The 15,391-nt window shown below is 37.1% G+C and carries 15 protein-coding genes; 14 read left to right on the forward strand and 1 reads right to left on the reverse strand.

Translation table 11 applies throughout. The annotated features are described in order from the left end of the window. The first annotated feature begins 133 nt into the window (after positions 1-133). From GFO_RS16085 to GFO_RS16135, 11 genes are all read left to right on the forward strand, one after another. On the forward strand, positions 134-1,138 hold the full coding sequence (locus GFO_RS16085) for an AAA family ATPase (RefSeq protein ID WP_011711251.1): 1,005 nt from the start codon (positions 134-136) through the stop codon (positions 1,136-1,138). A 96-nt stretch (positions 1,139-1,234) separates the two neighbouring features. After that, on the forward strand, positions 1,235-2,101 hold the full coding sequence (locus GFO_RS16090) for a DUF58 domain-containing protein (protein WP_011711252.1): 867 nt from the start codon (positions 1,235-1,237) through the stop codon (positions 2,099-2,101). Positions 2,102-2,108: 7 nt separating this feature from the next. Beyond that, positions 2,109-3,758, forward strand: a complete 1,650-nt coding sequence (locus GFO_RS16095; protein WP_011711253.1) for a BatD family protein — start codon at positions 2,109-2,111, stop codon at positions 3,756-3,758. Continuing rightward, positions 3,758-4,765 (forward strand): vWA domain-containing protein, encoded by a 1,008-nt coding sequence (locus GFO_RS16100; protein ID WP_011711254.1) that lies wholly within the window; start codon positions 3,758-3,760, stop codon positions 4,763-4,765. The genes GFO_RS16095 and GFO_RS16100 overlap by 1 nt, the downstream gene beginning before the upstream one ends. Before the next feature lies 1 nt (position 4,766). Further along, entirely contained in the window at positions 4,767-5,831 is a 1,065-nt protein-coding gene (locus tag GFO_RS16105) for a vWA domain-containing protein (protein ID WP_011711255.1), read from the forward strand. Continuing rightward, the gene (locus GFO_RS16110) at positions 5,791-6,684 is read left to right on the forward strand and encodes a tetratricopeptide repeat protein (RefSeq protein ID WP_011711256.1); all 894 of its coding nucleotides are present in this window, start codon (positions 5,791-5,793) and stop codon (positions 6,682-6,684) included. Before GFO_RS16105 ends, GFO_RS16110 begins: the two co-directional genes overlap by 41 nt. Positions 6,685-6,733: 49 nt before the next feature. Next, entirely contained in the window at positions 6,734-8,491 is a 1,758-nt protein-coding gene (locus GFO_RS16115) for a BatD family protein (RefSeq protein WP_011711257.1), read from the forward strand. A gap of 2 nt (positions 8,492-8,493) precedes the next feature. Next, a complete protein-coding gene (locus GFO_RS16120) occupies positions 8,494-9,243 on the forward strand; it encodes an SH3 domain-containing protein (RefSeq protein WP_011711258.1) in 750 nt (249 codons plus the stop codon). A gap of 147 nt (positions 9,244-9,390) precedes the next feature. Then, a complete protein-coding gene (locus GFO_RS16125) occupies positions 9,391-9,612 on the forward strand; it encodes a hypothetical protein (protein WP_041250171.1) in 222 nt (73 codons plus the stop codon). Positions 9,613-9,734: 122 nt separating this feature from the next. Further along, the gene (locus GFO_RS16130) at positions 9,735-11,312 is read left to right on the forward strand and encodes a SulP family inorganic anion transporter (RefSeq protein WP_011711260.1); all 1,578 of its coding nucleotides are present in this window, start codon (positions 9,735-9,737) and stop codon (positions 11,310-11,312) included. Between the two features lie 55 nt (positions 11,313-11,367). Next, a complete protein-coding gene (locus GFO_RS16135) occupies positions 11,368-11,991 on the forward strand; it encodes a carbonic anhydrase family protein (RefSeq protein WP_011711261.1) in 624 nt (207 codons plus the stop codon). 77 nt (positions 11,992-12,068) lie between these two features. Here GFO_RS16135 and GFO_RS16140 read toward each other — a convergent pair whose 3' ends face one another. Beyond that, on the reverse strand, positions 12,069-12,599 hold the full coding sequence (locus tag GFO_RS16140) for a CvpA family protein (protein ID WP_011711262.1): 531 nt from the start codon (positions 12,597-12,599) through the stop codon (positions 12,069-12,071). A gap of 523 nt (positions 12,600-13,122) precedes the next feature. On the opposite strand from GFO_RS16140, the gene GFO_RS16145 reads away from it, so the two are divergent. The 3 genes from GFO_RS16145 (at position 13,123) to pheS (ending at position 15,273) form a co-directional block, all read left to right on the forward strand. Further along, positions 13,123-13,479 carry a hypothetical protein gene (locus tag GFO_RS16145; RefSeq protein ID WP_011711263.1) on the forward strand — a complete coding sequence of 119 codons (357 nt, stop codon included), beginning with the start codon at positions 13,123-13,125 and terminating at the stop codon, positions 13,477-13,479. Continuing rightward, positions 13,480-14,175 (forward strand): hypothetical protein, encoded by a 696-nt coding sequence (locus GFO_RS16150; RefSeq protein ID WP_011711264.1) that lies wholly within the window; start codon positions 13,480-13,482, stop codon positions 14,173-14,175. A 78-nt stretch (positions 14,176-14,253) separates the two neighbouring features. Next, positions 14,254-15,273, forward strand: coding sequence for a phenylalanine--tRNA ligase subunit alpha (gene pheS, locus GFO_RS16155; protein WP_011711265.1), 1,020 nt, complete (start codon positions 14,254-14,256; stop codon positions 15,271-15,273). Positions 15,274-15,391 lie beyond the last annotated feature (118 nt).

Below are 15,391 nucleotides of genomic sequence, written 5' to 3' on the forward strand. Positions count from 1 at the left end.
TATTTAAAAGGCAGTGTTTAAAAGCACTGCCTTTTTATTTTAACCTAATTTTAACTACCCTAAATCCAATAAATCTTCAATTTGCGACGCTTACTACAAGTACGTATATTCACGACATCAAAATCCGAAAATTATGATGGAAAACGATTCATCTGTTGATATTGCCAGTATCAACGAAAAAATTGAAAAAGAAAGTGCTTTTGTAGACTTACTCACCCGCGAAATGAATAAGGTGATTGTTGGTCAAAAACACATGATAGAACGTTTGCTTATAGGTTTGTTGGGTCAGGGTCATATCTTACTGGAAGGTGTGCCGGGACTAGCGAAAACACTTGCAATTAATACACTTTCACAAGCCGTTCACGGTAGTTTTAGTAGAATACAGTTTACGCCAGACCTTTTACCTGCAGATGTGGTGGGTACGCTTATTTATAATATGAAGGTCAGTGATTTCAGTATAAAGAAGGGTCCTATTTTTGCCAATTTCGTCTTAGCAGATGAGATTAACCGTGCTCCGGCCAAGGTTCAATCTGCCTTGTTAGAAGCTATGCAGGAAAAGCAGGTGACTATTGGGGACGAAACCTTTAAGTTAGACCGACCATTCTTGGTAATGGCCACGCAAAACCCGGTGGAGCAGGAAGGAACTTATCCGTTACCAGAAGCACAGGTTGACCGTTTTATGTTGAAAACAGTTATTAAATATCCTCAAATGGCTGAGGAGCAACTAATCATTAGAGCAAACTTAAAAGGTGGTTTTGAAAAAGTGAATCCGGTTGTGGATCTTGAACAGATTAAAAGAGCGCAAAGTGCGGCACGAGAAGTCTACATGGACGAGAAGATAGAAAAGTATATTCTTGATATTGTATTTGCCACGCGTACCCCTGAAAAATATAATCTCGAAGATATTAAACCATTAATCAGTTTTGGTGCCTCCCCAAGGGGAAGTATCAATCTTGCGGTTGCCTCGAAATGCTATGCTTTTATAAAACGTCGCGGATATGTGGTGCCTGAAGATGTTCGAGCCGTTGTACATGATGTATTGCGTCATAGAATTGGGATTACCTACGAGGCCGAAGCTGAAAATATCACTTCAGAAGATCTTATCAATAAGATCGTAAACGAGATTGAAGTACCTTAAATCAGTTCGCAGTATTTAGTGGCAGTTAACAGTAAAAAAACTGTCTACTGAAAAATTAGACTGCTCACTGAGACTGAAAACTATCTACTGAAAGAGATGGATACAAAAGAACTCCTTAAAAAAGTACGAAAGATAGAAATTAAGACCCGAAGACTGAGTGATCATGTCTTTGGCGGGGAATATCATTCTACTTTTAAAGGACGCGGGATGACCTTTAGCGAGGTACGAGCTTATCAGTTTGGGGATGATGTAAGGAGTATAGACTGGAATGTTACGGCCCGTTATAATGAACCTTTTATTAAGGTGTTCGAAGAAGAGCGGGAACTCACCATGATGTTGATGGTAGATGTTTCCGGTTCTGAAATGTTTGGTACCCAACAGCAATTTAAAAAAGATGTAATTACTGAAATTGCGGCTACCCTGGCATTTTCAGCAACAAAAAATAATGATAAGATTGGTTTGATGCTTTTTACAGATCAAATAGAGCTTTATATTCCGCCAAAAAAAGGAAGATCCCATGTGCTTAGAATCATCAGGGAATTACTGGAATTTAAACCTGTGGGTAAGAGTACCGATATCAAAGGAGCCTTAAAGTATCTTACCAATGTTATGAAAAAGAAAGCGATCATTTTTTTACTTTCAGATTTTATGGCTGATGATTACCAGCATAGCTTGAAAATTATTTCGGGAAAACATGATGTGACCGGAATCAGAGTTTTTGATAAGATGGAAGAAACAATTCCAAATCTTGGGATGGTGCAAATGCTGGACGAAGAAACCGGTGAGTATGTAACTGTGAATACAGGATCTAAGGCAGTGCGTAGATCGTATTCAAAATATTACGAGGAAAGATTAAATTATTTTCACCAAAGTTTTTCATTAAGCGGTGCGGGGGTTATAAATAACCGTACAGATGAAAGCTATGTGAAAAAATTACTGGGCTATTTTAAAAGAAGAGCTTAAAAAAGAAATGTTTAGAAATTACTATAATACATATTTGAAATTCAACCTCTCAGGAGGTCTGGGATTTCTGTTTTTTATAAGTCTACTATTTTCTTTTTCAGAAATTTCTGCACAAACCAGTATATCTGCTTCCGTAGATTCTACTACCATAAAAATAGGAGAGCAGATAACGTATAAGATCGAAGTGGAAACAAACCCTGAAGATCTGGTGGTTTTTCCTGAAGGTGAGACTTTTTCTCCGCTGGAATTGGTGGAATCTCTGGAGATAGACACCATCAATGAAAATGGCAATTACAGGTTGTTAAAGGAATATTTTCTAACGCAATTTGATTCAGGAAAATATGTGATCCCAAGTCAGAAAGTACTTATTAAAAACAATTCTTATTATACAGATTCTATCGCTGTTGAGGTGAATGATGTAGTGGTAGATACCACCAAACAGAAACTTTACCCGATAAAGCCTTCCGTAGAAGTTGATCCGGGTTTTAGTATTCCTACCTGGGCGTGGTGGTTACTGGGAATCTTTCTAATTGCCGGACTGGTGGCTTTTTTAATTATCAGAAAGAAGAAAAAAGATTCAGAGGAGTATGAATTGCCACCTTATGAAGAGGCAATGGCCGAACTTCAAAAACTGGATAACTCTCATTTGCTGGAAAACAGGGAGATCAAAGAATATTATTCCCAGCTTAGTTTTGCGGTGCGTAAATATCTGGATAGAAAAATTTACGATCACGGCCTGGAAAGAACCACCAACGAATTAATCATTTATTTGCGAGCTCAAAAAGATGCGGGTAAATTGAAACTTTCTGATGGCACCATCAGTGATTTTGAAAAAATCCTTCAGCGTTCAGATCTTGCAAAATTTGCCAGATCTAAGCCCGATGTAATTACCGCAAAAGAAGATCGTTCAAAAACACAACATATCATCGATGATCTTCGGGCTTCGGTTCCAGAGCCTACTCAGGAGGAATTACTTAAAGATGAAGCTTTTCTTCAGGAGCAGGCAAGAAAACGAAAGAAACGTCGCATCATTATAGGTGTGGTAGCAGGAGTGGTTATAATTATTCTTGGAGTTACTGCACTTATCGCTACGCAGGGTTACACCTATGTAAAAGACACGTACCTGGGGCATCCTACGAAAGAATTATTGGAGGGAGAATGGATTAGAAGTGAATATGGAAATCCGTCGGTTGCGGTTACAACACCAAGGGTTTTGGTACGTGGAGAAATTGAAATGCCCCAGGAAGTACAGCAAATGATGGTAGGTTCTGAAACTTTTATCTACGGCAGCCTTTTAAGTAATTATTATACAACCTTAAGTACGATCAAGTTTAAAGGTGAGGTGAAATTTGATCTAAAGAAAGCGGTAGATGGTATTTATACCAATCTTGAAGCGCAGGGTGCGAGAAATATAGTAATGAAACAGGAAGATTTCACCACCTTGAATGGAGCTAAAGGATTAAAAGTTTTTGGAACCCTGGATGCTGAAAATCCTGTGACAGGTGAATCTATCCCCAATGAATATGTAATCCTGAATTTTGCTGAAAAAGGAGGTTTTGAACAGATCATCGTTGTATTTAATGAAAACGATCAGTACGCCAGGGAGATTTCAGAAAGGATCATCAACTCGGTAGAAATAAATAATTTGAAAGAATAATGTTTGCTAATTTCAATTTTGAGAATCCGGAATTCTTCTGGTTATTTTTGCTGCTTCCGCTGGCAATAGGCTGGTATTTTTGGAAACGAAACAAGCAGACCCCAGAATTAAAAATTTCCAGCACCAAAGGTTTTAAAGCAACATCAGGTATTCTGCCAAAATTAAAACCTGTACTATTCCTTTTAAGATTGTTAGCACTATCGGCGATTATTATGGCGATGGCAAGACCACGAAGCGTAGATGTTTCCACACAAACCAGCAGTACGCAGGGAATAGACATTGTGATGGCAATAGATGTTTCAGCAAGTATGCTGGCCAGGGATCTTCAGCCAAATCGTCTGGATGCAACCAAAAATGTAGCAGAAGAATTTATCCAGGATCGCCCCGGAGATCGTATTGGTTTAGTGGTTTACGCCGGAGAAAGTTTTACAAAAACACCAATTACCAGTGATAAGGCGATAGTTTTAGATGCTCTGGAAGATATAGAGTATAATAATGTACTTGAAAATGGTACAGCAATAGGTTCAGGTCTGGCAACCGCAGTGAACAGAATTAAAGATAGTGATGCTGAAAGTAAAGTGATAATTCTGCTTACAGACGGGGTGAACAATGCAGGATTTATAGATCCAAGTACTGCGAGTGAACTGGCAGTAGAATTCGGAATTAAAGTTTATACCATTGGGGTGGGAAGCAATGGAATGGCGCTTTCTCCTGTTGGAGTTAACCCTGCAAATGGTAGGCTCCGATTTGGAAATGTGCAGGTTGAGATAGATGAAGATCTTTTAAAAGAAATTGCTGCGGCTACCGGAGGAAAATACTTTAGAGCGACCAACAACGAAAAACTGGAGGAGATCTATGCTGAAATTGATTCATTGGAAAAGACTGAAATAGAAGAATTCAAATACTATAATTATGATGAAAAATACCGACCATTAGTTTTACTGGCCGGAGGGCTGTTACTTTTTGAAATTCTATTAAGGCTAACAATTTTTAGAGGATTTATATAAAATGTTTGTACTCGAAGAAAAAATATGGTTTTGGTTATTGCTGGTGATCCCGGTAATCATCCTGCTGTTTCTTATCTTTATTTTCTGGCAGAACAGAACACGAAAAAAATTCGCTGATTCTACACTGCTAAAACTTCTCGCTCCAAACAGATCACGTTCTAAACCGGTGATAAAACTAGTGCTAATTCTTCTGGCGTTAGCTAGTTTGGTAATTGCATTGGTAAACCCGAAAATGGGGACAAAAATGGAAACGGTAAAACGTGAAGGAGTAGATATTGTCTTCGCGATAGACGTTTCAAAAAGTATGGATGCTGAAGATATTGCGCCTAATCGCCTAGAGAAATCCAAGCAATTGGTTAGTCAGATTTTAAGCTCTTTGGGAAGCGACCGAGTTGGGATTATTGCTTATGCCGGAGGGGCTTATCCGCAATTACCGATTACTACCGATTTTTCAGCAGCTAAAATGTTTCTTCAGGCGTTGAATACCGATATGATCTCGTCTCAGGGAACCGCAATAAGCGATGCAATAGAACTGGCGACGACTTATTATGACGATGATCAGCAAACCAATAGAGTCTTATTTATAATCAGTGATGGGGAAGATCACGAAGGAAATGTGGAGGATATTGCTGAACAGGCTGCAGAGAAGGGAATTCGTATTTTCACCATAGGAGTAGGAACCGAAAAAGGAGGTCCTATTCCGATTAAAAGAAATGGTGTTGTTCAGAATTATAAGAAAGACAGGCAGGGAGAAACGGTGATAACCAAACTGAATCCGGCGACACTTCAGGAAATAGCGAATGCTACCGATGGTAGTTATATTGAAGGAAATGTAACCAGCGAGGTAGTAGATAATGTTACCGAAAAATTACAGAATATCGAAAAGACCGAATTCGAGGCAAAACAGTTCGCCGACTTTAAATCTCATTTTCAATGGTTTCTGGGATTAGGTTTGGCACTATTATTTCTTGATATCTTTATACTGGAGCGAAGTACCGCCTGGTTAAAAAGATTGAATCTTTTCAATGAAAGTAAGAAGAAAGGAGGTAAAGCAGATGAAGATTAAAAAACAACATATAGTATTTACGGGAGTTTTTCTTTTTGGAATAACGACTATTTTCGCTCAGGAAAAGCCTGAAAAACTTCAAAAAGAAGCAAATAAATTTATTGCTGAAGCTCAGGAAGCGCTGTCTGAAAATAACTTTGCGAGTGCCGAGGCTTCGTATAGAAAAGCTATTTCTAAAGATCCTTCAAATCTTAATGCCAAGTATAATATGGGGAACCTCTATTATGCGAAAGAAAAATCTTTAAATGCCGAACAGCGTTTAAAAGAAGCCGCAGAGATGGATGCAACAAAAGATGAAAAGCATCATATTTATCATAATCTTGGAAATTCTTTTATGCAACAAAAGAATTATCAGGAAGCGGTAAACGCCTTTAAAGAAGCACTTCGTAACGATCCAACAGATGAAGAAACAAGGTATAATCTGGCTTTAGCAAAAAAGATGCTGGAAAAGGAACAGCAAAATCAGGATCAAAATAAAGAACAGAATAAGCAGGACGACGAGAAGAAAGACGAAAATAAAGATCAGCAGAATAAGGACCAGAAAGACGGAGAAGGTGACGAAGATGAAGATCAGGATCAAAAGCCTAAAGACGAAGGAGAGAATGAGAAGGATAAGAAGGAAGGCGATGAGAACGAAGATAAGCAGAAAGATAAGGGAGATGAGCAGAAGAAGGATGATGGGCAAGGTGATAAGGAAAAGCAACAGCAACCAAAACCTACCCAGGGTCAGCTTTCCCCTCAGCAAATAAAAAACCTTTTGGAGGCGATGAATAATGAAGAGAAAAAGGTTCAGGATAAAATAAATGCTGAAAAGGCAAAAGGAGTAAAAATAAAATCTGAAAAAGATTGGTAACATTCAGGCTTGTCACTCGACAAAAAAGATGACTATATAGGAGGAAAAGATGAAATTGAGGTATTTAATTTTAAGTTTTTTATTGTTTGCTTCCGGGCTTATTCAGGCTCAGGTTAGATTTGAGGCGAAAGTAAGTAAGGAAAAGCTGGGAATTAATGAACGGCTTAGAGTAGATTTTGAAATGAATGAAGATGGGGATAATTTTAAACCACCATCATTTGAAGGTTTTACCGTTGTGGGTGGGCCCAACCAGAAAATTAGTACCAGTATCCTTAATGGGAAAATGGCTTATTCAAAGACGTACAGCTTTTATTTGCAGCCAAAGAAAAGAGGAAATTTAAACATTGGGCAGGCAGAGATCATTATTGACGATAAAATCTATAAAACTTCGCCACTTGCTGTAAATATTACCGCTGCGGTAGATCAACCTACCGATGGTAACAGTAGTGAAATGATCGCAGAAGATAATCTACATCTGGTAGCTGAGGTTTCCAAGGGCAGTCCTTATCTAAACGAAGCATTTACTGTTGTTTATAAGCTTTATGTGAGTCCGCGGGTGAGTGTAAGTAACTGGAGAGTACTGGATAGTCCCAAATACAATGATTTCTGGAGCCAGAGTATCGATATTCAGCAATTAAGGGTTGAAAATGGTGAATATAGAGGAGAGCCATATCGTTATGTAGTACTTAGAAAAACAATCCTTTATCCCCAGAAAACGGGAGAACTTAATATAGAGCCTTTAACGCTTTCTATTGCGGTAGATGTACCGAGTGAGCGCAGGGATATTTTTGGTAGCCGAATTTATAAAACGGTAAATAAAACGGTAGCGGCAGATAATAAGAAGATCAAGGTAAAATCGCTTCCAGCCGGGAAACCTGCTAATTTCACGGGAGCCGTTGGAAAATTCAATTTTAATGTTACTGCGAGTAAAAATGAATTAAATGCCGGAGAAAGTCTACAGGCGAAAGTGGAGGTTCGTGGGAATGGAAATCTTAAACTTTTTGACCTTCCTAACCTTACCGCTCCTTCTTCGCTGGAAATGTATGATCCGGAAAGAAGGGAAAATGTAAATACAAATCTAAACGGAATGCAGGGAAGTATTTCTGAAACCTATACCGTTGTTCCTACCAGACAAGGGAAATATCCCATCCCAGCCCTGTCATTTTCATATTTTGACCCTTCTTCTGAAACTTATAAAACCGAAAGCTCAGAGGAACTTTTGATCAATGTGGATAAAGGCCCACTGGCTGGAAATGAACCTTCGGGTCTTTCAGGAGTAAATAAGCAAGCCGTTGCGATTGAAGGAAACCAATTTAGGTTTATCAAACTCAACACAAATTTGAAACCCATAAATAGTGAGAGCTTCTTTGGTTCTATAGGTTTCTGGGGAGCGCTGGTACTTCCTCTTGCAGCGATTCCGCTTTTTATTCTATTCGGAAAGAAGAGAGAACAACGAGCAAATGATGTAAAAGGAAACAGGATTCGAAGAGCAGATAAACTTGCCAGAAAATATCTTTCAGAAGCCAGGAAAAGCTTAGGGGATCAAAAGGAGTTCTATCAGGCATTGGAGCGCTCCATGCATAATTATCTGAAAGCAAAACTTAATATCCAAACTGGAGAAATGAGTAAAGAACGAATTTCAGGTTTGCTACGCGAAAAAGGCGTGAACGACCAAACCAATTCAGATTTTATATCCTTGCTGGAAAGTTGTGAGTTTGCACGATATACACCTGCATCTTCAGATGCGATGCAACAGGATTATGAAAAAGCGGTTCAGGTAATTTCAACGCTGGATAAACAATTATAGTGATGAGAAAGTTAATATTGTTTAGTTTTTTAATGTTAAGCTTTATTGGGTTTTCTCAAAGTGAAGACCTCTTTGAAGAAGCAAACTCAGCGTACCAGAGCGGAGACTATGAGGTGGCTGTTTCAAAATATGAAGCGATTCTTGCTAATAATGAAACTTCAGCTGAAGTATATTTCAACCTAGGAAATGCTCATTACAAAATGAATCATGTAGCGCCAAGTATCTATTATTATGAAAAGGCGCTTCAACTGGACCCTACCGATGAGGATATTAAAAATAATATTGCATTTGCCCGCAATATGGCAATAGATGATATAGAAGAGGTAGAGGAAACTGGTTTTTCGGTTTGGTTCAATAATTTTATTTCGTCATTTTCATATACCACCTGGGCTGTTTTCGCCATTATATGTTCAGTACTTTTTGTTAGTTTATTCCTATTTTATTATTTTTCCTACAGGTCTTTAAATAAAAGACTTCTTTTTACTGGAGCCGTTGTTTTTTTTATACTCAGCCTTGTCTCAGTAATATTTGCATTTCAGCAACAATCTTATTTACAAGACAACCAGTACGCGATTATTTTTGAAGAAGAAGTTGAGGTTCGCGACGAGCCAAACCTTCGGGGAGAGGCTAGTTTTGAACTTCATGAAGGCACTAAGGCAAAAGTACTGGAAGATTTCCAGGAGTGGTCTCGAATAGAGCTTTCTAATGGTGCACAGGGTTGGGTAATTTCAGATGAAATTAAAAGACTATAAAAATTTTTGATAATAGTTTAACTTTTCGGTATAGTTAATCATGCTACTATTTGTCAAAAATCCCCTACTTTTGCCGCCGTGAAGCTATTCTCATACATATTAGGATTTATATTTATAACGTTTCTATTTGCTCCAACGGTAATATCGTTGATAGATAGAAACGTAGATATTTCTATTGCTTATAATGTTAATGAAGAAGAAAGTTCTTCTAAGAATAATATCAATTTAGAATACAAGCTTGAAGAAACACTTTCTAATTACGATAGTATTCATTTTCTTCAGATAAGGAAGCTGGATGGTCATTACTACAAAGAGAATGGCTATAAGGTTTTTCTCTCTATTTCTTCTCCGCCACCAAAGATTGCATAATACATAGTCTTAATTTTCAGGTAGCCATTCGGTTACCCAGGGAAGCTTTATAGTTTCCTAGTACACTTATTTTTTTAAAAAACAGGTTACAGGTTTTTTAAACCTGTACAAATACATGTATTATGTTTAAACATCTTAATAAAGATTTTCCGGCAAGTGTTGTCGTATTTTTTGTTGCACTACCTCTTTGTTTAGGAATTGCACTTGCTAGTGGAGCACCATTATTTTCCGGGCTAATCGCAGGGATAGTTGGTGGTATTGTGGTTGGAGCCATGAGTGGTGCCAACCTTGGAGTTAGTGGACCCGCTGCAGGTTTAGCAGCCATCGTTTTGGTAGCTATTTCCAGTCTGGGAGGTTATGAAAACTTTCTTTTAGCGGTAGTAATTGCAGGAGCTATGCAAATTGTTTTTGGGGTTCTGAAAGCAGGAATTATTGGATATTATTTTCCGTCTTCAGTAATTAAAGGAATGCTTACGGGAATAGGGATTATCATTGTTTTAAAGCAAATCCCTCACTTTTTTGGGTATGATGCAGATCCACAGGGAGACTGGGCATTCTTCCAGGCAAATGGAGAAAATACTTTTTCCGAGTTATTTAATATTGTAAATAATATTAGCCCTGGCGCAACGCTTATTGCTATTATTGGGATGTCAATTCTTATCCTATGGGAAGCTGTACTATCTAAAAAAGGAAAAATTTTCAAATTAGTACAGGGACCGTTAGTCGCAGTAGTAGTAGGAATAGTATTTTTTATATTAACAAAGGATACTTCTCTGGCGATATCAAATGATCACCTGGTAACTGTGCCTGTACCCGATAGTTTTGATAGCTTTATTGGGCAATTTACACTTCCTTCATTTAGTATGATTGGTAACCCACAAATTTGGATCACTGCTTTTACCATCGCACTGGTGGCAAGTTTAGAAACTTTATTATCTGTGGAGGCCATAGATAAATTAGATCCGCATAAAAGAACCACTCCTACTAACAGAGAGCTTTTTGCACAGGGTACAGGGAATATGGTTTCCGGTCTTATTGGTGGACTTCCAGTAACCCAGGTTATTGTAAGAAGTTCAGCGAACGTGCAATCTGGAGGACAGACAAAAATGTCTGCTATTATCCACGGATTCTTATTACTGATTTCTGTAATAATCATTCCAAATGTTTTAAATCTAATTCCACTTTCTGTTCTCGCAGCTGTTTTATTTCTGGTAGGTTATAAACTTGCCAAACCGGCACTTTTTATTAAAATGTATAAAGCAGGATGGAAGCAGTTTGTACCTTTTGTTGTAACCATCGTAGGGATTGTATTTGGAGATCTTTTGATTGGTATTAGTTTAGGATTGATCGTTGGAATATTTGTGATCCTTATCAAAAGTTACCAGAACTCTTATTTCCTGCATATTGAAAATGTGGAAAACGGAAATAAAACCGTAAAAATGAGATTAGCTGAAGAGGTTACTTTTATTAATAAAGGAGCGATTCTTAAAGAGTTAAATAAGCTTGAAAAAGATTCTTACCTCATTATGGATGTTTCTAAAACAAGATATTTAGATAACGATATTGTTGAAATTCTGGATGATTTTAAAATCAAGGCTGAAGAAAGAAACATAAATATCAAAATAATTTCTGAAAGAGGAACGGTAGAAAATCCGGATAGTTACCAGCAATTTTTTGAATTAGATAAAAAACCAGCTTAAATTTAGGTTCATAAGCTTAAGAAAATTGAACCTTAAAATTAAAAAAGATAAAATTATGATTACTGAAATAATAAATAAAGAAAAGCAATCTCAATTAAGTCCTGATGCAGTTTTAAACGATCTTATGGATGGAAATAAGAGATTTACAGAAAATAAAATGTACGAGAGAAATTATTCTTCTCAAATTGAAAAGACCAGCGGAGGGCAGTGGCCTCAAGCAGTAGTCCTTGGTTGTATAGATTCTCGTGTGCCGGTTGAAACAGTTTTTGATCAGGGTGTAGGAGATATATTCACTGCCAGGGTAGCAGGTAATTTTGAAAATACCGATATTCTAGGAAGTATGGAATATTCCTGTAAAGTTGCGGGAAGCAAGTTGGTAATGGTATTGGGTCATGAAGCATGTGGAGCTGTAAAAGCAGCTTGTGATCATGTTGAACTCGGAAATATCACGCATTTATTAAGCAATATTAAGCCGGCAGTTGAAACGACGAAAACCGATGGTGAGAGAAGTTCAAAGAATGACTCTTTCGTTGCTGGTGTTGTGGAAAATAACGTAAAGCTTACAATAGACAGAATCCGTGAAAAGAGTCCTATTCTTAAGGAGATGGAAGAAAATGGAGAGATAAAGATCGTTGGAGGAGTTTACTCAATTTCTAACGGAAAAGTTACTTTATTGTAATTCCTTTAACCGGCCTGAATAGGCTATAAAAAAGAAGAAAAATCCGGAGCATTGTGTGTTTCGGATTTTTTATTGCATTAAAGTCTGGCCAGGTCATCTTCATCATTCAACAAGTCTCTTTCCTGAACCTGTTTAATGATAGAGGGTAAAATAATAGGTGCAATACTTTCTACAGGCTCATAAAGAATTGATTCTTCCAGAGTTTTATCTTCAATGATTTCAATTCGTTCATTGGTCGCTTTAAAGAACATAATGATCACACTGGCCACAAAAGCCGATTTTATAAATCCAAAGACACCTCCCAGCAATTTATTAACGATTCCGAGGGCAGCAAAGCCGGCAATCTTAGTCAGCATTTTTCCGGCTAAGGAAATCAGGAATACAATAAGAATAAAAGTAATAGCGAAGCTAATGAGGTTAATATATTGAACTTCCCATTCAACATAATTTGAAAGCACATTTCCTACATAATGCGAAAAATGAATAGCGCCATAGATCCCGGCAACGATTCCTATAAGCGAGGCAAGTTCAGCAAGTAATCCTCTAAAGAAACCACGTACTAATCCGTATAGAAGTACCAGGCTTAAAATAATATCTACAGTATTCATAAATCAAATATCAATTATCCGTAAAGTCTATAAATCAAAAAAGTACATCATTTTGAACCTGTTTCAGAATCTTATTTAAATCGTTATCATAAATCTAAGACCCTGAAATAAATTACCATTGACAAATTTTAAAAATTGGTAATTATGAGGCTAAATATTTAATTGTAAATGCTTCCAATTCCCGGCCTATCGAAAATTCAACTTAAAATTTGCAGTGAAAGCACTGTGAAATTTTAGGCTGTTTGAGCTAAACATATTCTTCAGTAAAGATGAATCACTATAGAGTTCCTAAAATTTAGGTGCTAAACAATAAATTTAGATAAACTTTCGTAAGCCTAGATTTTTTTGGTTCGTTTTTTCATCAATGGAAAAAATGAACAAGCATCTTAAAAAATACGTCAATTCCCTACACTAGATAAAAATTTTTATCTCAGGTCTCGGGGTGACAAAATAATTAGTATCATAAAAACGGATATCCAGATCAAATATAATAATTATAAAATCTAGATGGTATCTTTACGGCATGGCAAGAGATGAACAATTAAAAGAAAGATGGGCAGGAGTTCAAAAGAAACTTTCAGATCAGTTTGCAGACGGTGAACTAATGGAGCTGGATGCTATTATCTACCTAATTGGAGTACAGGAGTTGGGCAAACCCCATAAAAGATATAAGAAAGATCATAAGATAGATTTAATGCATATAGCCATTTGTACTTTGTTGGAACCTTATGGATATTACGAATTCGATTTTTATGATGATGATGGATGGCCTCATTTTAAGATAAAGGAAGAATTACCTACCCTAAAGGCCGGTGAACAAACGGTTTTAATGAAAGAAGCGATCGTGCAATATTTTATGGAAAAAGAGTATATTTCCTAAATGAACCCCGGGAATTTTTTAACCTCTTTTCCGCATGATAGCGGTCCTATTTATCAGGAAACTTTGGCAGGAAGGTTACCTGTAGAGCCTTTTAATACCTATAGTAATATTTTCTTTTTGATTATAATTATCTATTTCTCATTGCGGGTTTATAGAGATTATCATAACCATCGCTTTTTAGCATGGAGCCTTCCGGTGTTGTTTATGGGTTTCATTGGGGGAACGATTTATCACGCTACCCGTAGTCATGATATTTGGATGTATATGGACTGGTTGCCTATTGTTATCCTGTGCCTGTCGGTTTCCATATACTATACAATTAAGTTGAGGGTAACCTGGCAAAAAAGGCTATTACTTATCTTGTTGGTATTATTTCTTGTTTTTGGCGTTCAATTATTACCATTGCCACAACATTTAAATACCTCAGTGGGATATATTGCTACAGCTTTAGGCTTGCTTCTGCCAATCATCACTTACTTCTATACTACAAAGAGCCATCATTGGGAATTTATTTTATTTGCCTTCTTAAGTTTTGGGGCTGCAATTAGTTTTAGAATTCTGGATAATTTTGTCCATATTCTACCTATGGGAACCCATTGGTTATGGCACACTTTCGGGTCTTTATCTGTATTTTTTCTGATGAAGTATATCTATAAAGAGAAATTAACTCCCCTCCCGGTTTCTACTAAGAAATAGAAAACGGAATAAGCTTTTAAAAGGAGAAGTTTTAGGTTTAAATTTTATTAAATTTGCGCTTCCGAAACGTAATCACCTATGATCGATAAAATTAAAGGACATATCGCTGATGTTGAAAGCTTTAATGCTAAGACAAAGGATGAAATCGAAGCTTTCCGCATTAAATATCTTGGAAAAAAGGGAATACTGAATGATTTTTTTGCTGAATTCAAGAATGTTCCTAACGAACAAAAGAAGGAGTTTGGTCAGGTTATAAATGAGCTGAAAACTGCAGCTCAGGTTAAAGTAAATGCTTTAAAGGAAGATTTGGAAAATAATCAGGAAGAAAAGGGTGTTTACGGGGATCTTTCAAGACCGGCAGAACCTGTTGAAATAGGAGCTCGTCATCCAATCTCTATAGTAAAAAACCAGATTACCGAGATTTTTTCAAATATAGGTTTCAATGTTTCTGAAGGACCTGAGATGGAAGATGACTGGCATAATTTTACTGCTTTGAATCTTCCGGAATACCATCCTGCCAGAGATATGCAGGATACGTTCTTTATCCAAACAGATCCCGATATTTTACTTAGAACCCATACGTCATCGGTTCAGGTGAGATATATGGAAGAAAACAAGCCGCCAATAAGAACAATTTCTCCGGGAAGAGTATTCAGAAATGAGGCAATTTCAGCAAGATCGCATTGTATCTTTCACCAGGTGGAAGGATTATATATAGATAAGGATGTTTCGTTTGCAGATATGAAACAAACCATCTTATATTTTACCGAACAGCTATTCGGAAAATCTAAGATCAGGTTAAGACCTTCCTATTTTCCGTTTACTGAACCTAGTGCCGAGGTGGACGTATATTGGGGACTGGAAACGGAAACCGATTACAGGATCACTAAAGGAACAGGATGGCTTGAAATTATGGGCTGCGGAATGGTAGACCCTAATGTGCTTAGAAATTGCAATATAGATCCTAAGGAATATTCAGGTTTCGCGTTTGGAATGGGAATAGAAAGAATAGCGATGCTACTTTACCAAATAGAAGATATTAGAATGTTCTACGAGAACGATCTGCGTTTTCTGGAACAATTTAAATCTGCATTATAATGAAAAAATACGGCTTCCTGATTTTGGCAATTGTGATCATAGGTATCATAATTTATGTCACGTTTGTTATTGCCTTGATTAAAATTACATTAGGACTTATTTTACTGGCCGTAGCAGC

It is taken from the genome of Christiangramia forsetii KT0803 (genome assembly GCF_000060345.1).
Taxonomy (GTDB): domain Bacteria; phylum Bacteroidota; class Bacteroidia; order Flavobacteriales; family Flavobacteriaceae; genus Christiangramia; species Christiangramia forsetii.